The sequence below is a fragment of the Ruegeria sp. ABD4_443 genome (assembly GCF_056160865.1).
In genome coordinates this window covers 354,099-371,963 of the sequence record NZ_JBSWYA010000001.1, presented here as the reverse complement: position 1 = coordinate 371,963, position 17,865 = coordinate 354,099, and the positions used below count along the sequence as shown (strand labels likewise).

Annotated in this window: 20 protein-coding genes; 11 read left to right on the top strand and 9 right to left on the bottom strand. The window is 62.0% G+C overall.

Features of this window, described 5'->3' with window-relative positions; translation table 11 throughout:
- Positions 1–106 precede the first annotated feature (106 nt).
- The 3 genes from ACXAG8_RS01855 to ACXAG8_RS01845 are packed head-to-tail and all read right to left on the bottom strand — an operon-like array spanning position 107 to position 3,445.
- On the bottom strand, positions 107–1,036 hold the full coding sequence (locus tag ACXAG8_RS01855; protein ID WP_475221671.1) for a glycosyltransferase family 2 protein: 930 nt from the start codon (positions 1,034–1,036) through the stop codon (positions 107–109).
- Positions 1,033–1,788: a hypothetical protein gene (locus ACXAG8_RS01850; protein ID WP_475221670.1), complete on the bottom strand. Its 756-nt coding sequence runs from the start codon at positions 1,786–1,788 to the stop codon at positions 1,033–1,035. Before ACXAG8_RS01850 ends, ACXAG8_RS01855 begins: the two co-directional genes overlap by 4 nt.
- Positions 1,789–1,837: 49 nt before the next feature.
- Entirely contained in the window at positions 1,838–3,445 is a 1,608-nt protein-coding gene (locus ACXAG8_RS01845) for a peptide chain release factor 3 (protein WP_475221668.1), read from the bottom strand.
- Positions 3,446–3,556: 111 nt separating this feature from the next.
- Here ACXAG8_RS01845 and ACXAG8_RS01840 point away from each other — a divergent pair, with 111 nt between their 5' ends.
- The 7 genes from ACXAG8_RS01840 (at position 3,557) to ACXAG8_RS01810 (ending at position 9,958) form a co-directional block, all read left to right on the top strand.
- Positions 3,557–3,919 carry a SnoaL-like domain-containing protein gene (locus ACXAG8_RS01840; RefSeq protein WP_475221666.1) on the top strand — a complete coding sequence of 121 codons (363 nt, stop codon included), beginning with the start codon at positions 3,557–3,559 and terminating at the stop codon, positions 3,917–3,919.
- A 72-nt stretch (positions 3,920–3,991) separates the two neighbouring features.
- A complete protein-coding gene (locus ACXAG8_RS01835) occupies positions 3,992–4,771 on the top strand; it encodes an SDR family oxidoreductase (protein ID WP_475221665.1) in 780 nt (259 codons plus the stop codon).
- 10 nt (positions 4,772–4,781) lie between these two features.
- Positions 4,782–5,894 carry a hypothetical protein gene (locus ACXAG8_RS01830; protein ID WP_475221663.1) on the top strand — a complete coding sequence of 371 codons (1,113 nt, stop codon included), beginning with the start codon at positions 4,782–4,784 and terminating at the stop codon, positions 5,892–5,894.
- 225 nt (positions 5,895–6,119) lie between these two features.
- Positions 6,120–7,163, top strand: coding sequence for an ABC transporter ATP-binding protein (locus ACXAG8_RS01825; RefSeq protein ID WP_475222397.1), 1,044 nt, complete (start codon positions 6,120–6,122; stop codon positions 7,161–7,163).
- Positions 7,164–7,285: 122 nt separating this feature from the next.
- Positions 7,286–8,068: a 5'/3'-nucleotidase SurE gene (gene surE, locus ACXAG8_RS01820; protein ID WP_475221661.1), complete on the top strand. Its 783-nt coding sequence runs from the start codon at positions 7,286–7,288 to the stop codon at positions 8,066–8,068.
- On the top strand, positions 8,065–8,715 hold the full coding sequence (locus ACXAG8_RS01815) for a protein-L-isoaspartate(D-aspartate) O-methyltransferase (RefSeq protein ID WP_475221659.1): 651 nt from the start codon (positions 8,065–8,067) through the stop codon (positions 8,713–8,715). Before surE ends, ACXAG8_RS01815 begins: the two co-directional genes overlap by 4 nt.
- Before the next feature lie 67 nt (positions 8,716–8,782).
- A complete protein-coding gene (locus ACXAG8_RS01810) occupies positions 8,783–9,958 on the top strand; it encodes a LysM peptidoglycan-binding domain-containing protein (RefSeq protein ID WP_475221657.1) in 1,176 nt (391 codons plus the stop codon).
- An 81-nt stretch (positions 9,959–10,039) separates the two neighbouring features.
- Here ACXAG8_RS01810 and ACXAG8_RS01805 read toward each other — a convergent pair whose 3' ends face one another.
- On the bottom strand, positions 10,040–10,711 hold the full coding sequence (locus ACXAG8_RS01805; RefSeq protein WP_475221655.1) for a helix-turn-helix transcriptional regulator: 672 nt from the start codon (positions 10,709–10,711) through the stop codon (positions 10,040–10,042).
- Between the two features lie 21 nt (positions 10,712–10,732).
- Positions 10,733–11,038 (bottom strand): hypothetical protein, encoded by a 306-nt coding sequence (locus ACXAG8_RS01800; protein ID WP_475221653.1) that lies wholly within the window; start codon positions 11,036–11,038, stop codon positions 10,733–10,735.
- Between the two features lie 222 nt (positions 11,039–11,260).
- Between ACXAG8_RS01800 and ACXAG8_RS01795 the strand changes: the two genes are divergently transcribed.
- The 4 genes from ACXAG8_RS01795 to ACXAG8_RS01780 all read left to right on the top strand — a co-directional run bounded on the left by ACXAG8_RS01795 (position 11,261) and on the right by ACXAG8_RS01780 (position 13,753).
- Positions 11,261–11,476 (top strand): twin-arginine translocase TatA/TatE family subunit, encoded by a 216-nt coding sequence (locus ACXAG8_RS01795; RefSeq protein ID WP_475221650.1) that lies wholly within the window; start codon positions 11,261–11,263, stop codon positions 11,474–11,476.
- A 6-nt stretch (positions 11,477–11,482) separates the two neighbouring features.
- Positions 11,483–11,941, top strand: coding sequence for a Sec-independent protein translocase protein TatB (gene tatB / locus ACXAG8_RS01790; protein WP_475221649.1), 459 nt, complete (start codon positions 11,483–11,485; stop codon positions 11,939–11,941).
- On the top strand, positions 11,938–12,819 hold the full coding sequence (gene tatC / locus ACXAG8_RS01785) for a twin-arginine translocase subunit TatC (RefSeq protein ID WP_475221648.1): 882 nt from the start codon (positions 11,938–11,940) through the stop codon (positions 12,817–12,819). Before tatB ends, tatC begins: the two co-directional genes overlap by 4 nt.
- A gap of 88 nt (positions 12,820–12,907) precedes the next feature.
- Complete coding sequence (locus ACXAG8_RS01780; protein WP_475221646.1) at positions 12,908–13,753, top strand: ATP-binding protein; 846 nt, start codon at positions 12,908–12,910, stop codon at positions 13,751–13,753.
- Positions 13,754–13,814: 61 nt separating this feature from the next.
- Here the strand turns inward: ACXAG8_RS01780 and ACXAG8_RS01775 are convergent, their stop codons facing one another.
- The 4 genes from ACXAG8_RS01775 to ACXAG8_RS01760 all read right to left on the bottom strand — a co-directional run bounded on the left by ACXAG8_RS01775 (position 13,815) and on the right by ACXAG8_RS01760 (position 17,842).
- Positions 13,815–14,459, bottom strand: a complete 645-nt coding sequence (locus tag ACXAG8_RS01775; RefSeq protein ID WP_475221644.1) for an SDR family NAD(P)-dependent oxidoreductase — start codon at positions 14,457–14,459, stop codon at positions 13,815–13,817.
- Between the two features lie 42 nt (positions 14,460–14,501).
- Entirely contained in the window at positions 14,502–14,750 is a 249-nt protein-coding gene (locus ACXAG8_RS01770; protein ID WP_475221642.1) for a hypothetical protein, read from the bottom strand.
- Positions 14,751–15,048: 298 nt separating this feature from the next.
- Positions 15,049–16,572, bottom strand: coding sequence for an amidophosphoribosyltransferase (gene purF, locus ACXAG8_RS01765; RefSeq protein ID WP_475221641.1), 1,524 nt, complete (start codon positions 16,570–16,572; stop codon positions 15,049–15,051).
- A gap of 703 nt (positions 16,573–17,275) precedes the next feature.
- The gene (locus tag ACXAG8_RS01760; protein WP_475221639.1) at positions 17,276–17,842 is read right to left on the bottom strand and encodes a CvpA family protein; all 567 of its coding nucleotides are present in this window, start codon (positions 17,840–17,842) and stop codon (positions 17,276–17,278) included.
- Between the last annotated feature and the right edge of the window lie 23 nt (positions 17,843–17,865).

Sequence of the window (17,865 nt, the reverse complement as noted above, 5' to 3'; positions counted from 1 at the left end):
ATGCGCCTCATGCGCGTTTCGGCTTGAACGCGGACATAACAAAATCGTGCGGCCCGGTCAAATGAACTTGGCTTAACCATTTCTATCCGGGATTTCGTGCAACAATTCAGCAGCTTCCGGGGAAGTGTTTCGCAAGTTTCCGGTCCAGGTCTAGCGGGCGATGCAGGATCATGCCGTGTTCCTGCAGCCTGGCGCGAACCCGGGAGTCGACGGCGCTCAACTCATCGTAGAATTCGCGCAGTCCTGCCTCGCCCTGATCGGCTTCGATCCAGCTGAGCAGCTCGTGCATGTTCAGCCCGCCAATCTCGCGCGGGACATTGGGGGCCATGCCGGGCTGGTACGATCCCTGTTTCAACCGGAACCGATAGTGGCGCAGCCAGTGGTCCCAATCCGGGGCATGCCGGTGGCACAGTTCGGTTTCGGGCAGTTGATAGCGGTGTCTGAGCATCTCGCCGTCCTGAAAGACGTTGTGGATGCGAAAGCTGACATGCGTCATCCCGGTGCGCAGGAACAGCTTGCCCTGAACGTGGCTCAGGAATCCGCCCAGAACAAAAGCGCCATAGGTGGGATATAGCGCCTGCACGATGCTGTCGCGGTCGGGACCGATGGGAATGAACGCCTTGTACAGGTCCGCGTTGCCGTCGATGGCCTCGACCGGGCGAACGCGGGCAAGAGGCATGTCCGGGGGCACCGCCGCAAGCAGGTCGGCAATCGGCCGCGCGGGCCACAGGAATTCGTCGATGTCGATATGGGCCAGCCAGTCCAGATCGGTGCGGCGGTACATGAACGAGGCGTTGGCCGTCTGCCGGACCTGGTGCTTGTCGGGCCGTTGCCTTTTGCGCCAGCTCCAATGCGCCGCGTCGCAGGTCCAGACCTGAATGCGCGGGTGGCTGCTCAGCGCGTCAAAGGCCTGGGGGTTTTCCTCGTCCAGGAACAGGTACAGCGCATCGGCCCCCAGATCGAGGTGATGGGCCGCAAACCCCAGAATGTCGCGGGCGGAGCCGCGCAGGGTGGAAACAACGCCCCAGCGGGTCATTTGCGCCCTTGGCGTTCGGCCCGAAGGTCGCGCATGGTTTTCAAGCGGCGGAACACCCCGCCGGGGTCGCGATTCAGCTGATCCAGCAGGTGGTCGGCCAGCGGGCCGATTGTTTCGTCCGATCTGGCCGCCTGCCAGACCGGCGCAATCAGGTTGATGTCCAGCCCGCCGGATTTCAGAGAATAAGACGCCATGTCCAGCGGCAGCGGCGCATCCGCCTTGCGCCCGAACGGGTAGGCCAGATCAGGCGTGCGCCCCGAAAACAGACGCTCGAACTCGTACAGTTTCATCATGCCGAACAGCATGCGCAGGGCCTGTCCGACTTCGCGTTGGGTCTGGGTCTCACCGTGATCGGCAAAGGTCTGAACCGACGAGACCAGCCAGCGCAGGTTCAGCTCGGCAATCAGGTGGGTGGCCTGCTCGGCCCAGAGGCGGCGAAACAGGGCCGGAACGTGCGCCGGTTGCGACCGCTTGCGCAGGACCGAGATCAATTGCGCGTTCAAAAAGGCCAGTTCTGATTTGCCCACGAACTCGGCGGCGATCTGGCGCCGCTTGCGCGTCCAGGCGCATTCGGCAATGTCGGGGTCTGCGAGGGTGGCGCTTTGGGGGACCGACCGGCGCGCCAACGCATCAAGGTCGATGTCGGGGGGCGGCAGCAGACCCGGACCGAAGTCAAACGGCGCGCGGCGCCCCTCGTACCGGTCCAGCATGGCCGCCAACCCGCCGGGATAGGTCAGGTCGTCATCGCTCATGCGGGCAGAATTGCACAGCCGGACTCGCCCGCGCAATCGTGCAGGTGCATCACGTCATCATTTCCTTGGTCGCGGTCAGGTTCAGGGCCGGGTAATCGCGCACAACCCGGTCGATATCCCATTGCAGGCGGGTCAGATACACGATGTCGCCGTCATGGTCATGGGCGATATGCTGCTTATTGGCGTTGACGAATTTCTCGACCTCGGCCTTGTCGCCGCTGACCCAGCGGGCCGAGGTGAATTGCGACGCCTCGAACCGCACGGGCAGGCCGTATTCCATCTCGATCCGGCTGGCCAGAACCTCGAACTGCAATGCGCCGACCACGCCCACGATAAAGCCGGAACCAATGGACGGCTTGAAGACCTTGGCCGCGCCTTCCTCGGCGAATTGCATCAGCGCCTTTTCCAGGTGCTTGGCCTTCATCGGGTCACCGGGGCGGACGGTTTGCAGCAGTTCCGGGGCAAAGGACGGGATGCCGGTCACGCGGATCGCCTCGCCCTCGGTCAGCGTGTCGCCGATACGCAATTGCCCGTGGTTGGGGATGCCGATGATGTCACCGGCCCAGGCCTCTTCGGCCAGTTCCCGGTCCGAGGCCAGAAACAGCACAGGATTCGAAATCGCCATCGGCTTTTTCGACCGCACATGGGTCAGCTTCATGCCGCGTTTGAAATGGCCTGAGGCCATGCGAACAAAAGCCACACGGTCGCGGTGCTTGGGGTCCATGTTGGCCTGCACCTTGAACACGAAACCGGCAACCTTCTTTTCGTCCGGCGCAATCTGCCGGGGCTCGGCCGACTGGACCTGCGGCTGCGGACCATAGGCGCCAATGCCTTCCATCAGTTCCTTGACACCGAACGAGTTGATGGCCGAGCCGAACCAGATCGGGGTCATGTGCCCCTCAAGCACGGCTTGCGGGTCAAGCTTGGGCAGCAATTCGCGCGCCATCTCGACCTCTTCCAGCAGCTTGTCCAGCAGATGGGCGGGCACATGATCGGCCAGCTTGGGGTCGTCGAGGCCGTTGATCTGGATGCTCTCGGCCACCTTGTTCCGGTCGGCGCGGTCCATCAGTTCCAGCCGATCGCGCAGCATGTCATAGCAGCCGATGAAATCGCGGCCCACGCCGATGGGCCACGCGGCGGGCGTGACGTCGATGGCCAGCATTTCCTGAATTTCGTCGATGATCTCGAACGTATCGCGGCTTTCGCGGTCCATCTTGTTACAGAAGGTCAGGATCGGCAGATCGCGCAGGCGGCAGACTTCGAACAGTTTCTGCGTCTGGCTTTCGACACCTTTCGCACCATCGATCACCATCACGGCGGCGTCCACGGCAGTCAGCGTACGATAGGTATCTTCCGAGAAATCGCTGTGGCCGGGGGTGTCCACCAGATTGAACCGGAAATTGTCATAGTCAAACGACATCGCCGAGGCGGATACCGAGATGCCGCGGTCCTTTTCCATCTGCATGAAGTCAGATCGCGTGCGCCGTGCCTCGCCCTTGGCGCGCACCTGTCCGGCCATCTGGATCGCGCCCCCATACAACAGGAACTTTTCGGTCAGCGTCGTCTTGCCCGCATCCGGGTGCGAGATGATGGCGAATGTTCTGCGCCGCGCGATTTCGGGCGGCAGGACGGGCTGGTTGGTGGCGGTATCAAGCATGAGGGCGCGTATAGGCGGGGAAACCTGCCGAGGCAAGACAAAGGGGCTGGTTCGAATCGATGACATGTGGCAAAAGGAACATATAGTGAACAAAATTGGTGGAGTGGATCGATGAATTTGAAAGAAATTGCCGACGAACTGGTTGCCGGATGCCGCGAAGACCGGGCCAAGGAAAACCTGGATAAGCTTTATGCGCCCGATGCCGTTTCGGTCGAGGGGCAGGATTTCGAAGGCATGGGCCGTGAAACCAAGGGTATCGACGCCATCCGTGGCAAACACGAATGGTGGGAAGGGGCGCATGAGGTGTCTGGCGCCTCGGTCAGCGACCCGCTTCCGCATGGCGAGGACCGTTTTGCCGTCATTTTCGAGGTGCAGGGCAAGGTCAAGGCGTCGGGCGAGAGCTTCGACATGAAAGAGGTGGGCGTTTACCACGTCGCCAATGGCAAGATCGTTCGGGAAGAGTTCTTTTACTGACACGGTTTGGTTTCTGGTCTTCCCTGTCTGGCCGGTGCTAGACATGCAGCAGCAACAGATGGGGAGGATCACATGGAACTGGGAATTCACGGAAAACGCGCGCTGGTCTGTGCCGGAAGCAAGGGGCTTGGTCTGGGCTGTGCCGAAGCACTGGCGGCGGCTGGTGTCGACCTTGTGCTGAACGCCCGCGGGGCCGATGCGCTGGAATCCGCGGCGGCGCAGTTGCGGTCTGACCACGGCGTCGATGTGCGCGCGGTCGCCTGTGACGTGACCACGCCCGAGGGGCAGGAACAGGTGATCGAGGCCGCGCAAGGCGTTGATATCCTGGTGACAAATGCGGGCGGCCCGCCGCCGGGCATGTGGTCGGACTGGGACCGGGACGATTTCATCAAGGCGCTGGATGCCAATATGCTGACGCCCATCACCTTTATGAAGGCTTTGCTGCCGGGGATGATGGACAAGGGATGGGGCCGGGTGGTCAATATCACTTCGCAATCCGTGCGCGCGCCGATTGCGGTGCTTGGCCTGTCGAACGCGGCCCGCACCGGCCTGACCGGCTATGTGGCCGGCACTGCGCGGCAGGTGGCGCCCAAAGGGGTGACGATCAACAATCTTCTGCCCGGTATCCATGCAACGGACCGGGCCGATGCGCTGGATGGCGGCGTGGCCGCGCAACAGGGCATCTCTCTGGACGAGGCGCGGGCCAGCCGGGCCGAAACGATCCCTGCGCGCCGCTATGGCACGCGGCAGGAATTCGGCGCTGCCTGCGCCTTTCTCTGTTCGCAACATGCCGGGTTTATCGTTGGCCAGAATATCCTGCTGGATGGCGGCGCGACCAACCTGACGATGTGATGGCCGGACCATGGCGCAGGGATATTCGCTGAAGGATCAGTTGTTCAACGCCGAAAGGACCCGGTATCTGGCGGGCCTTTTCGCGGGCGCAACCCCGTCATTCGACGCCGCCACGTTCGAGGCCGAGGTCCTGTCGCGTCTGCCCGAGCTGGAGTTGAAAGAGCGCATGACCTGGATCGCGGCCTGCCTGCAAAACGCGCTGCCGGGGCCTTTGCCCAAGGTCGCGCCTATCATCCTGCGGGCATTGCCACCGCCGCTGGACCCCACGCGCACCGACGATGATTTCGGCGACTTTATCTTTGCCCCGCTGGGGGAATGGGTGGTTGCCGTGGGTCTGGATCACCCGGATCTGGCATTGGATGTGCTGGCAGAGCTGACCCAGAGGTTTTCGATGGAATGGGCGATCAGGCCCTTTCTGAACGCGCATCCCGATCGGGTTCTGGCCCGAATGCAGGGATGGTGTGGGCATTCCAGCTATCATGTGCGCCGCCTGGTCAGCGAGGGCACCCGACCGCGTTTGCCATGGGGGCAGGCGATCGGCCTTGGCCTGTCCGATCCGCTGCCATTGCTGGACCGGTTGCATGGCGATCCTACCCGTTTCGTGACGCGCTCGGTGGCCAATCACCTTAACGATATCGCCAAGAAAGAGCCTTCGATCGTTCTGGACCGGCTGCGCCACTGGCGGGCCCAGGGCGGACAGGCGGCGCGGGAAATGGACTGGATGACCGGCCATGCGCTGCGCGGGCTGATCAAGGATGGGCACCCCGACGCGATGCGGATGCAGGGGTATGACCCCGATGCCGATATCACGGCCGATATCCGCCTTGATGGCGCCCCCCGGATCGGCGATGCGCTGGAGTTTTCGGTGACGTTGAACGGTCAGGAAGGTCAACGGGTTCTGGTCGATTATATCGTTCATTTTCAGCGTCCAACGGGAAAAACCTCATCCAAGGTATTCAAGTTGAAACAGAGCGTGTTAAAAGGCGATGGCCTGACAATGACAAAGCGTCACAAGCTGAAGGCCGACGCAACAACGTTTCAGCTGGTTCCGGGGGCGCATCGTTTGGACATCCAGGTCAACGGTGTGGTGCGCGGCGGGGTTCCGTTTGATCTTTTGGCCTGACCGTAAAACGCCGGGGCTGTCCTTGAACCTTGTCTGTATGCCTGTCGTCCGAACCGGTTTCGCACGCGCCCTCTGCGGTGGTGTGGACCTGCCATGTGGCTGATGCCTTGCACCCAAGGGGCGGGGTTGTTATCCCCGCCAAGGCCCGGTGGATGAAGTCGGGTTTTGCTACGGGATACATCGGTGACAGTGACGGCAGCCCCTCCGCGTCTGGAAATCCGCAACATGGTCTGCCGGTTTGGCGGCCGGCTTGTTGTGGACGATGTATCGCTGACCGTGCAGGCGGGGCAGGTGACTTGCCTTTTGGGGCCGTCGGGCTGCGGAAAATCGACCACGCTGCGCATGATCGCCGGGGTCGAGATGCAGGATTCGGGCGAAATCTATGTTGATGGCAAGCTGATCTGCGACACGGTGTTCCGCGTCCCTCCGGAACGGCGTCAGATCGGGCTGATGTTCCAGGATTTCGCCCTGTTTCCGCATCTGAGCGTGGCCGACAACGTGGCCTTTGGCCTGAAGGGCAGCAAGGAAGAAAAACGCGCCCGCGTCCAGGAGTTGCTGGAAAAGGTTGATCTGATCCGGTTCATCGACGGCTTTCCGCACCAGTTGTCGGGCGGCGAACAACAGCGTGTGGCGCTGGCCCGCGCGCTGGCGCCGCGTCCGCGCATCATGCTTATGGACGAGCCTTTCTCGGGGTTGGACAACCGCTTGCGCGACGGTATCCGCGACGAGACTTTGGCCATCCTGAAACAGGAAGACGCCGCCGTTCTGCTGGTCACCCACGAGCCGGAAGAGGCGATGCGCATGGCGGATGAGATTGCGCTGATGCGCCGGGGCAGGATCGTCCAGCAGGGCGCGCCCTATAACGTATATACCCGACCCGCCGACAAGGCCGCAGTGGCGTTTTTCAGTGATATCAACGTCTTGCAGGCGCAGGTAAACGGGGCCTTGGCCCAGACGCCCTTTGGCCGCTTTCTGGCGCCCGGGATCGCTGACGGAACAGATGTCGAGATTGTGTTCCGGCCACAGCATGTCAGGCTGGATTTTGATCGCAACGGCAAAGGCCCGGCCCCGACACCGGCCGATGGCGTCGCCGCGCGCGGGGTCGTTGAACGGGCCCGTTTTCTGGGCAATGAAAGCCTTGTGGAATTCCGCATGGATTACGACGGGTCGATCCTCAAGGCGACCGTGCCCAATGTCTTTGTGCCCAAGCCGGGGCGGGTCATGTGGCTGACCGTGCGCCGGGACAGGTGCTTTGTTTTCCCGGCCTGACCGGCATTTGACGCAGTTTGCGGGCAAGTGGTGCCTGAATGCCGCAGATTGCGCGCGTCCCTTGCTTGCCGCAGCGCAGGGGCGGGTCTATCAAGGGCAAAACGCGGGGGTAAGGCGAAGTCATGCGAATTCTTCTGACCAATGATGATGGTATCAACGCGCCGGGCCTTGCGGTGCTTGAGGCGATTGCCGGTGATCTGGCTGGCCCCGAGGGCGAGGTTTGGGTGGTCGCGCCTGCATTCGAGCAATCGGGCGTCGGTCATTGCATCAGCTATACCCACCCGATGATGGTCGCCAAGCTGGGCGAGAAACGCTTTGCCGCCGAAGGGTCGCCCGCGGATTGCGTGCTGGCGGGTTTGCATGACGTGATGAAGGATGCGCAGCCCGATCTGGTTCTTTCAGGTGTGAACAGGGGCAATAATTCGGCCGAGAATACGCTGTATTCGGGAACCATTGGTGGCGCGATGGAGGCCGCCCTGCAGGGCGTTCCGGCCATTGCCCTGTCGCAATATTTCGGCCCGGCAAACCTTGGGCTGGATAACCCGTTCGAAGCCGCGCAGCGCTTTGGCGCGGACCTGGTGCGGCGCATCCTGGCGGCGATGCCGGAAACCCAGGGCGATTACCGGCTGTTCTACAACGTGAATTTCCCGCCGGTATCAGCGGATGCCGTGCGCGGAACGCGGGTTGCCGCGCAGGGGTTCCGGCGCGACACGCATTTCGGGGTCGAGCCGCACAGCTCGCCTTCGGGGCGGCGGTTCCTGTGGATCAAGGGCGGGTATCAGCACAATCCGACCGCGCCGGGGACGGATGCGGCGGTGAATCTGGACGGGTATATCTCGGTGACGCCGATGCGCGCCGATCTGACCGCGCATGACGCGCTGGAGGCGTTGAAGGCGATCGAATGACCGGGCCTGATCCCCAGACAATCATGCAGTTCCTGTTTGCCCTGCGTTCGCGCGGGGTGACGGATGCCCGTGTTCTTGCAGCGATGGAGCAGGTCGACCGGGGCAGGTTCGTGCGCGGGCTGTTTGCTGACCGGGCCTATGAGGATACGCCGCTGCCTATTACCTGCGGCCAGACGATCAGCCAGCCCTCGGTCGTCGGGCTGATGACGCAGGCCCTGCAGGTGCGCCCGCGCGATACGGTGCTGGAGGTCGGAACAGGCTCGGGCTATCAGGCGGCGATCCTGGCCAAGCTGGCGCGGCGGGTTTACACGGTTGAACGGCACAAGCGCCTGGTGCGGGAAACCGGGCAGCTGTTTCGTGACCTGGGGCTGACCAATGTCACCGCTATGCTGTCGGACGGGTCCTTTGGTCTGCCCGAACAGGCACCGTTTGATCGGATCATAGTCACCGCCGCCGCCGAGGACCCGCCCGGGCCGCTCTTGGCGCAGCTTAAAATCGGCGGTATCATGGTGTTGCCCGTGGGGCAGTCGGATGCGGTTCAGACCCTGATACGGGTCAGGCGAACCGAAGACGGCCTGGACTATGATGAATTGTTGCCCGTCCGTTTCGTGCCCCTTCTTGAGGGGCTTGGGAAGGACGAGGTCTGAAAGACGTTTTCGGAATTGAGCGCCGGAACCCCGGCAAACAGGGGCAGGTGCGAGGACAGTGAGTGATATGAGAGCAGTGAGCAAAACAGCCATGCGCCGCGGCACGACCGCGATTGCCGCCCTGGTGGTCCTGGCCGGGTGTAACGGCCCGTTGGATTATGACCTGCGGGGGCAGTTGGGCGGGTTTTCCACCACCCAGGCCGCGCAATCGGCAACCACCAGCCGCCCCGCCACGGATGCGCGTGGCGTGATCACCTATCCGACCTACCAGGTTGCCGTGGCACAGCGGGGCGATTCCGTCAGTGACATAGCTGCCCGTGTCGGTTTGCCGGCAAGCGAGCTGGCGACATTCAACGGTCTGAACCCCGGCGATACGTTGCGCGAAGGCGAGGTTCTGGCCCTACCGCGCTCGGTCGGCGGCAGCGGCACCGGGGTGGACATCGAATCGCTGGCCTCGAACGCCATTGACCAGGCGCCCGAGTCCGGGTCGGTAAGCACATCGACGCTGGAACCCGCCAAACCGGCCCCCGCGCCGGTGCCTGCGGGCCCAGAGCCGATCCGGCACAAGGTCAAGCGGGGCGAGACCGCCTATACCATTTCCCGACTGTACCAGGTGCCAGTGGAATCGCTGGCCGAGTGGAATGGGCTGGGGTCCGATTTCACCGTGCGCGAGGGGCAGTACCTGCTGATACCCGTCAAGGATCAGGCGGCCCCGCGCAACAGCGCGGCTGCCGGTGCCGCTGCGGGTGCGGGGGCGGCCGCGGTGACCGCGCCGGGCGAAGGGTCGCCGACCCCGACGCCGCCAAGCGCCACCCAGCCCTTGCCCGAACAGGATGTGGCGGCTGCGACGCCTGCGCCGGATGTGACGGCCGAGGCGCCCACCAATACCAGCACGGCGGCCCTGGGCCTGCCCGTAACCGGCAAGATCGTGCGCACCTATGACAAGGGCAAGAACGAAGGCATCGATATCGCAGCGGCGCCCGGTTCGGCGGTCAACGCCGCCGAGGCCGGAACGGTTGCCGCGATCACCGCGGATGCCGACCAGGTGCCGATCATCGTGGTCAAACACACCAATGACCTGCTGACGGTCTATGCCAATGTCGACGGGATCACGGTCAAGAAAGGCGATCGTGTCCGGCGCGGGCAAAAGATTGCGGCTTTGCGCGGCGGCGACAACGCCTATGTGCATTTCGAAGTGCGCAAAGGGTTCGAATCGGTTGATCCCGAGCCGTACCTGAAGTGAGGGCTGTCGGGTAGCTCGCTGGGATGGCCCGTTCCGGGCCATGCCTCCGGCGGGGATATTTTTGGCCAGATGAAGAGCGGATCAGGTCTGAGGATCATAGTCGCTTAGCCGTTTTCCCGGTTCGTCAGCAAAGATTTCAGGCAGCGGCGTGACGGATTCGATCAGGTCGATGCGAAAGACGCGGAACCCGTCGCGCAACTCGCACCACGCGGTCAGTGTCCACACCCGCCCCCAATATTCCATGTGGAGCGGGCGGATGGTGCGTTCGGTCAATCTGCCGTCTATGCGGCGGTAAGACAGGTGCAGTTTCTGGCGGGATTTTATGGCGGTGCGGATCGGCGCCATATGCGCCAGCGCGCGCGCGGCATCGGCAAAGGGGTAGACGGCGAATTTCCATGCATCGGCTTCGGCAACGACCTGTGTGGGCAGGACGGCGTCGATCTTGTCGGCCAGCGACTCGGCGGCTGTTTTCAGGGTGGGGTCGGCGGCCTGGGCCACGATGGCCATGCCGAGATTCAGCGCCTCGAGTTCGGCAGGTGTCAGGTTCAGCGGGGGCAGGGTGATCTGCTCGCGCACCAAGTATCCGACACCGCGTTCCCCTTCGACCGGCACGCCCGAGGCGGCAAGCGTGTCCATGTCGCGATAGATCGTGCGGACCGACACTTCGAGCCGGTCCGCGATGTCCTGCGCGCGGTGCAGTTTGCCGTCACGCAGGATCTGGATGATGTCGAACAGGCGATCCGTGCGGCGCATGTCACGCCGTCCGGGCCGCGCCTAGGCGGTCATGTTCCATAGCACATTCTCATGGCGCAGCCGGACGCTGTCGGGTTGAATGGCAGCCATCAGGGCAGGGGCGAAATCCTGTTGCGGGAATTGGGCTGCCACGTCCTGTGCGGCTTTCATGTCCTGCCAGATGACATAGTCGGTCCAACGCCCGTCCGCGCCCTGACTGAGCTGGCGATGAGCAAAGCCGGGTGCCGCACGGACGAAAGCTTCGGTCGCCTGGCTGAGTTTTACGAACGCATCCGGGGTTACGCCGTCCGCCAGCGAAAAGGTGACGATTTCTGCAACTTGGGTCATGTGAATCTCCGTTGACCAGGGTGTGTGGTCACGATTTAGCCGGGTCCAACTGACATAAACCTGTCAGTTGAGAAAGGCCAGTCCTGAAAAACCGGTCTTTGCAGGGGTAATTGACGGTCAATTTTGATCTACCTCTCTTTTGCGGCGCGGTGCGCGGGCGTAAACACGTCTTGAAAACGAATACCCGGTGCGCGTGGCGCCGGTGAACAAGGAGATTAAGACATGCTCAACAATATCGGCCTTCCCGGTCTGCTGCTGATTGCCGTTGTGGTGCTGGTGCTGTTTGGCCGCGGCAAGATCAGTTCCCTGATGGGCGAGGTGGGCAAAGGCATCACAGCGTTCAAAAAGGGCGTCAAGGACGGCACCGAAGAGATCGAACAGGACGTGTCCGAGCTGGCCAAGGACGTCACGCCCGACTCCGACAAGGACAAGGTCTGATCCGGTATGTTTGACCTGGGCTGGACCGAGCTTTTGGTCATCGGCGTCGTTGCCCTGATCGTGGTGGGGCCAAAGGACCTGCCGGTGCTGTTTCGCAATGTTGGCCGATGGGTCGGCAAAGCCCGCGGCATGGCCCGCGAATTTTCGAATGCCATGAACGAAGCCGCGGACGAGGCTGGCGTGAACGACATTCGCAAGGGTCTGACCGCCGCAACCAACCCGGTCGGCACTGCCATGGACGGGGTAAAACAGGCCGCGCAGGATATGGCAAAAAGCATGGACCCGACCAAGTTCGATCCTGACAGCGAAACGGGCAAGCTTGCCGCCGAACGGGCCGAGCAAGCCAAGAAGATCCAGGCGTCGACCGCCCGTGCGGCAGCCGAGCGCAAGGCCAGAGAAGCTGCTGATGCGTTGGCAAAGGCAGAAGAAGCCGAAGCCGCGCTGAATACCGAAAGCAAGACATGACCAAGACCGACGAGATCGAGGACAGCTCTGCCCCTTTGATCGAACACCTGACCGAATTGCGCACGCGCCTGATCCATTGTGTCGTGGCGTTCCTGATCGGCATGGTGATCTGCTTCACCGTGGCCACGCCGATTTTCAACTTTCTGACCCAGCCACTCTGTGATGTGCTGTCGGAACGCGGCCAGGATTGCGACCTTATTTTCATCTCGCCACAAGAAGGTTTCTTCGTGGCCATCAAGGTCTCGCTGCTGGGCGGGTTCATCCTGTCCTTTCCCTATATCGGAATGCAGATGTGGCGGTTTGTGGCGCCGGGACTTTACCGGTCGGAAAAGAACGCGTTTCTGCCATTTATGCTGGCCTCGCCTTTCATGTTTCTGTTGGGGGCCAGTTTTGCGTTTTACGTCGTGACGCCTCTGGCCTATGACTTCTTCCTTGGTTTCCAGCAATTCGGAACCGAGGGGGAAGCGGTTGCAGAGGGCGCCACCGGGGCACCCTTAAGCGTGGTGTTTCAGGGCTCGGCCCAGGAATATCTGAACCTGACGATCAAGTTCATCGTGGCCTTTGGCCTGTGCTTTCAACTGCCTGTTTTGCTGACCCTGATGGGCAAGGCCGGGTTGGTCAGCGCCGAAGGTTTGGGGGCCGTTCGAAAATATGCCGTGGTGGCAATCCTTGTGTTGGCGGCCATCGTAACCCCCCCCGACGTGATCACGCAGATCATCCTGTTTGTCGTGGTCTATGGCCTCTACGAAATCTCGATCTTCCTCGTCGCCCGTGTCGAGAAAAAGCGCGAAGAGCAATTGCGCGCCGACGGCTATTACGACGATGAAGAGGCCGAGGCGGATGCCGACATGATGCAAGATTACGAAGACGAAAAGTAACGCATCGACTATTGGTGATCAGGCGCGTAATTGGGCGCGCCTGGCACATACGCCGCCGCGCACAGCCGACCAAGACCGGAGACCCCGAATGGACGACCCAGCAGCCCTGAACCGTATCGCCGAGGCGCTAGAACGCATGGCACCGGCGCCGCGGGCAGCTCCTGATTTTGCCTCGGCCCCCGCTTTTGTCTGGCAGGTGGACCCCGATCGCCTTGCGCCGGTCGAACAGGTCAGCCGGGTCGATCTGGACCTGTTGGTCGGCATCAACAGGTCCCGCGACACGCTGCTGGACAATACCCGCCGTTTTGCAACCGGGTTCAAGGCCAACAACGCGTTGCTCTGGGGCGCCCGGGGAATGGGAAAATCCAGCCTGGTCAAGGCGGTACACGGTACATTGCAGGCCGATCACCCGGACCTCAAGCTGGTCGAGCTCCAGCGCGAGGACATGGGATCAGTCGCACGTCTGCTGAACCATCTGCGCGCCGCACCTTACCGGTTCATCCTGTTCTGCGACGACCTGTCCTTCAGCCATGATGACCAGCATTACAAATCCCTCAAGGCCGTTCTTGACGGCGGTATCGAGGGCCGTCCAGAAAACGTGGTGTTCTACGCCACGTCGAACCGCCGCCACCTGATGCCGCGGGACATGATCGAGAATGAACGCTCCAGCGCGATCAACCCCTCTGAGGCGGTCGAGGAAAAAGTCTCGCTCTCGGATCGGTTCGGCTTGTGGCTGGGCTTCCACCCTTGCGATCAGGACGAATACTTCGCAATGATCGACCGCTACTGCGCGGCATATGGCGTTACGGTCGCGGCCGATACGCTGCGTGCCGAAGCAATCGAATGGCAGGCCACCCGAGGGGCCCGTTCAGGCCGGGTTGCGTGGCAATTTTTCGTCGATCTGGCCGGGCGCAACGGCGTTCATATCGCGTAACCCGCCCGCTTCATCTGGCCAAAAATATCCCCGCCGGAGGCATGGCCCGGTACGGGCCAATTCACAGTTTGGCCAAAATCTCGGCGGCGGCATCTGCCGGGCTGGTCAGCGCTTCGCGGTCTTCGCCCGGATGGAACCGTGCGCGCACGGCGGTGGGCATCGCGGCAGGCTCGACGATCGACACGCGCGGGCCGGTGCGCTCGGTCTCCGCCGCCCAGCTTCGGGCCAACGACATTTGCGCCGCCTTGGTCGCGCCATAGATCCCATAGAATTTTTCGCCCGCGCGGGGGTCGTCAAAGAACACGGCGTGTCCCTCTTCGCCCAAAAGCAGCGCGACATAAGGGATCAGGACCGAGGTTGCCGTGGCGTTGGTCCCCAGTGCCTTGGTCCATTCCTTGGGATCAACGAAATGCGCAGGCGTCAGGGCCGAGCTGTGGATGGCCGTGTGCAACCACAGATCCACCTTGCCCCACCGATCATGGATGCCGCGGCACAGGGTGGCCATCGCATCGGGGTCGGTGATGTCCATCGGCGCCAGCGTTGCCGAGCCGCCCTTGGCCTGGATACGGTCATCCAGCTCCTCCAGCCCGCCAGTGGTCCGGGCCACGGCGACGATGTGGTAGTGCGGGGCCAGCGCCTCGGCGAGGGCAGCGCCCAATCCGCGAGAGGCCCCGGTGACAAGGGCGATTTTGGTCTGATCGGTCATGCAGGCGGTTTGAACCGACAGGCGCGGGGCGTCAAGGCAGGATCAACTGCCGGGGATCGTGATCCGGCGGGTCTGGCCGCTTTGTCGCACCATGACACCATGCTCATCAATGGCCACCACCGTACCAGACGCAACGCGGCTGCCGGTCTTGACCTCTTTTACCCGCCCCGAGGACAGGCGCATCAGGGCGCGCATATCCGCGCCTGGCCCAAAAACACCCAGGACCGAGACCGAATGTTTATGAAGCACATTTTTCTGCGTGGCCGTGCTTGCGACTGTGGTGTTCGACATAAGATACGACCCGTACCAAAGCCCGGGTCCCTTGTGATGCGTGGTTGAAGGCGGTCGGATAGCAAGGGCGCCTGCGAAACAAAAGGCTTCCGCTGGGGCAATTGTTTCGGCCCAGCGACCCAAGAACCGGAAGCCCTTGCAAACGCGCCGGGTTCTTCTTCCGGCTGTAGGCGGAAAATTACCAATCCAGGAAAGCTCGGGTCAGGTCACAACGGGGGCACCCTCGGCGGGTGCCGGAACACCGACGTGATTCGCGCTGCGCGGGCGGGCAGGGGGCGGCCCGCATTCAGGCCGTGACTTAACCCGAAGCCAGCTTGGCCGCGTTCCACGACCCGCCGACGACCTGCATGTCATCCTTTTTCTGGCTAGCGCGGCTGCTGTTTTCCAAACTGTCCAAGTAGTCTTCGCTGACGCTGCCGGTGATGTACTGGCCGTTGAAGCACGAGCAATCAAAGGCCTCGATCTCGGGATTGCCCTCTTTCGCGGCCCAGATCAGGTCATCCAGGTGCTGATAGAACAGCGCATCTGCGCCCAGTTCCTGGCGGATTTCTTCGATGTCCTTGCCGTTTGCGATCAGCTCATGCTTGGTGGGCATGTCGATGCCATAGACATTGGGGTATTTCACCGGCGGCGAGGCGCTGGCGATATAGACCTTCTTGGCGCCGGCTTCCCGGCACATTTGTACGATCTTCTTGATGGTGTTGCCCCGCACGATCGAATCGTCGATCAGCAGCACGTTGTGTCCCTCAAACTCCAGCGGAACCGCGTTCAGCTTGCGACGCACGGATTTCTGCCGTTCGGCCTGGCCGGGCATGATGAACGTGCGCCCGACATAGCGGTTCTTGACCAGGCCTTCGCGGTAGGGGATGCCGGTGATCTTTGCCGCTTCCAATGCGACAGGGCGGGCGCTGTCGGGGACTGGGATGATCCGGTCGATATCCAGCCCGGAGTCCTGGATCTGCCTGGCCAGGGTTTGCCCCATGCGCATCTGTGTCTTGTAGACCGACACGCCATCCAACAGGGAATCGGGTCGCGCCAGGTAGACATATTCAAAAATGCACGGGGTCAGCTTGCCCTCGACCGCCTGGAACGTGTGCATGTTGCCTTCGAGGTCGATCAGGATCGCCTCGCCGGGGTTCAGGTCGCGAAGCTTTTCGAACCCGTTGATACCAAAAGCCACATCCTCTGACGCAAAGGCATAATCATCGCCATTGCCATCCGTGGCGCGTTTTGCAACCGACAGGGGCCGGATGCCGAACGGGTCACGAAAGGCCAGCATGCCGACACCGGCCACCAGGCAAATGACCGAATAGGCGCCCTGGACCCGTTCCATGGTCATTTTCACCCCGGCAAACAGGTTGCGAATAGGTTCGGCGTTGCCGTTGACCTTGATCGCATCGGCAACCTTGTCGGCCAGCACATTCAGCAGAATTTCGGAATCCGAGGTGGTCCGCAGGTGGCGGCTGTATTTTCCGGTCACCTTCTCGCGCTGTTCGGCGGTGTTGGTGATATTGCCGTTGTGGACCAGGTAGATGCCGTAGGGGGCGTTTACGAAGAACGGTTGCGCCTCGGCGGCGCTGAGCGATCCCGCGGTCGGATAACGCACATGCCCCATGCCCACCTTGCCCAGCAGGGTTTCGGCATCGGCGCTGTTGAACACGTCCTTGACCAGGCCGTTGGCCTTTTTCTCGCGGAAGAATTCGCCGTTATAGGTTACAATCCCCGACGCATCCTGTCCCCGATGCTGAAGCATCAGCAAACCGTCATAGATTTCCGCAAAGACATCATGTGTCCTGCTTGCGATCCCCAATATCCCACACATGTACGGGCTCCAATACCTATGACATTGTCATGTTGAGTTTACGCGACACCCAGCGGCGGCCTGCCTGTGCAATGTGGTCCCGACTTCTGATTGCTGGCGCTGGCTGCACCTTGACCGCCAATGCGGCGGACACGGCAAAAAGCGCGAAGAAAAACAGAAATAACAAGATCGGCGGCTCCGATTCCGTGGCGGTTCGGGTCTCACATAATGCCTAACGCTGCCCCTGTCATCAAAGGATCACAAATCCTGTTTTTCCGTTGCCTGTTTTTCACAGGCCCCGCGGCCCTGGGCGCAAAAAGATGACTTTTTTCGCGCCTTGTGCTGTCATGGGGGCAAGCCCGGCAACACGGGCGAAACAGGGTTTCGGACGAGACAGCGATATGTGGCAAAACAGACCTGCACCCAACAAACAAGCCCCGGTCAAGCGGCGGTGTCACCGGTGTCGCGGGCAGGGGCGCGCGCCCTGTCAGATCTGCAAGGGGTCGGGCGAGGTGGTCAAGGGCAGGGACGTCTTGGGAAACCCGCAATCCAGCCGCTGTGACGGCTGTTTCGGTCTCAAGGCAACCCGGTGCGCCCAATGCGGCGGCGAAGGGTTCATCTGAGCCGGGCAGCGCCCCGAATGACCCGGCCCTGACGGTCAGAAAAAAGCCCGGTCCTGAGGCCGGGCTTGTTTGTTCTGTGCGATGCGGCCTGAAGGCCGTGCTTAGCCGTCTGTGCCCGCGGTGCAGCTGGCGACAAGATCCTCGTACTGGTTGGTGACCCATCCCAGTGCGGCCTCGGGGTTTTGTTCTTCGATCTTGCTGCTGAACTGGTCAAACACCTGTGCCGAACGGCTTTCGTCGACGATGGTATAGGATTGGCCGGTCATCACCGTGTCATAGACAAAAAAGGCGATTGCAACCAACAGGATGCCGCGCGCGATGCCAAAGAAGAACCCCAGCGCCTGATCCAGTCCGCCAAGCGCCGAGCGTTGCACAAGCGACGAAAACAGCGGTGTGAATATGCTGACTACGATCAGCGCAACGGCAAAAACGGCGGCAAACCCGGTGATCACCGACAATTCGCAACTGTCACGCAGGAACTCTCCGACGACCGGGATCTCCTTGACCAGCGGTACGACCTGCGGTGCGAAGATGAATGCAAGCACGGCCGCCGCGACCCAGCCTGCAATGGCCAGAACCTCGCGCATGAAGCCGCGCGAATAGGCCAGCAGGCCTGACAGCACGACGATCAGGGCAACCACCCCGTCAATTATTGTAAAACCTTCCATGGCCCTCGCCTGTTCTTTTTGCT

Coding starts and splice junctions, on each gene's coding strand:
- ACXAG8_RS01840 (WP_475221666.1), top strand. CDS start 3,557: ATGAATTTGAAAGAAATTGCCGACGAACTGGTTGCCGGATGCCGCGAA.
- tatB (WP_475221649.1), top strand. CDS start 11,483: ATGTTTGACCTGGGCTGGACCGAGCTTTTGGTCATCGGCGTCGTTGCC.
- ACXAG8_RS01830 (WP_475221663.1), top strand. CDS start 4,782: ATGGCGCAGGGATATTCGCTGAAGGATCAGTTGTTCAACGCCGAAAGG.
- ACXAG8_RS01815 (WP_475221659.1), top strand. CDS start 8,065: ATGACCGGGCCTGATCCCCAGACAATCATGCAGTTCCTGTTTGCCCTG.
- ACXAG8_RS01850 (WP_475221670.1), bottom strand. CDS start 1,788: ATGAGCGATGACGACCTGACCTATCCCGGCGGGTTGGCGGCCATGCTG.
- tatC (WP_475221648.1), top strand. CDS start 11,938: ATGACCAAGACCGACGAGATCGAGGACAGCTCTGCCCCTTTGATCGAA.
- ACXAG8_RS01855 (WP_475221671.1), bottom strand. CDS start 1,036: ATGACCCGCTGGGGCGTTGTTTCCACCCTGCGCGGCTCCGCCCGCGAC.
- ACXAG8_RS01845 (WP_475221668.1), bottom strand. CDS start 3,445: ATGCTTGATACCGCCACCAACCAGCCCGTCCTGCCGCCCGAAATCGCG.
- ACXAG8_RS01760 (WP_475221639.1), bottom strand. CDS start 17,842: ATGGAAGGTTTTACAATAATTGACGGGGTGGTTGCCCTGATCGTCGTG.
- ACXAG8_RS01825 (WP_475222397.1), top strand. CDS start 6,120: ATGGTCTGCCGGTTTGGCGGCCGGCTTGTTGTGGACGATGTATCGCTG.
- ACXAG8_RS01770 (WP_475221642.1), bottom strand. CDS start 14,750: ATGTCGAACACCACAGTCGCAAGCACGGCCACGCAGAAAAATGTGCTT.
- ACXAG8_RS01780 (WP_475221646.1), top strand. CDS start 12,908: ATGGACGACCCAGCAGCCCTGAACCGTATCGCCGAGGCGCTAGAACGC.
- surE (WP_475221661.1), top strand. CDS start 7,286: ATGCGAATTCTTCTGACCAATGATGATGGTATCAACGCGCCGGGCCTT.
- ACXAG8_RS01835 (WP_475221665.1), top strand. CDS start 3,992: ATGGAACTGGGAATTCACGGAAAACGCGCGCTGGTCTGTGCCGGAAGC.
- ACXAG8_RS01800 (WP_475221653.1), bottom strand. CDS start 11,038: ATGACCCAAGTTGCAGAAATCGTCACCTTTTCGCTGGCGGACGGCGTA.
- ACXAG8_RS01810 (WP_475221657.1), top strand. CDS start 8,783: ATGAGAGCAGTGAGCAAAACAGCCATGCGCCGCGGCACGACCGCGATT.
- ACXAG8_RS01795 (WP_475221650.1), top strand. CDS start 11,261: ATGCTCAACAATATCGGCCTTCCCGGTCTGCTGCTGATTGCCGTTGTG.
- ACXAG8_RS01775 (WP_475221644.1), bottom strand. CDS start 14,459: ATGACCGATCAGACCAAAATCGCCCTTGTCACCGGGGCCTCTCGCGGA.
- purF (WP_475221641.1), bottom strand. CDS start 16,572: ATGTGTGGGATATTGGGGATCGCAAGCAGGACACATGATGTCTTTGCG.
- ACXAG8_RS01805 (WP_475221655.1), bottom strand. CDS start 10,711: ATGCGCCGCACGGATCGCCTGTTCGACATCATCCAGATCCTGCGTGAC.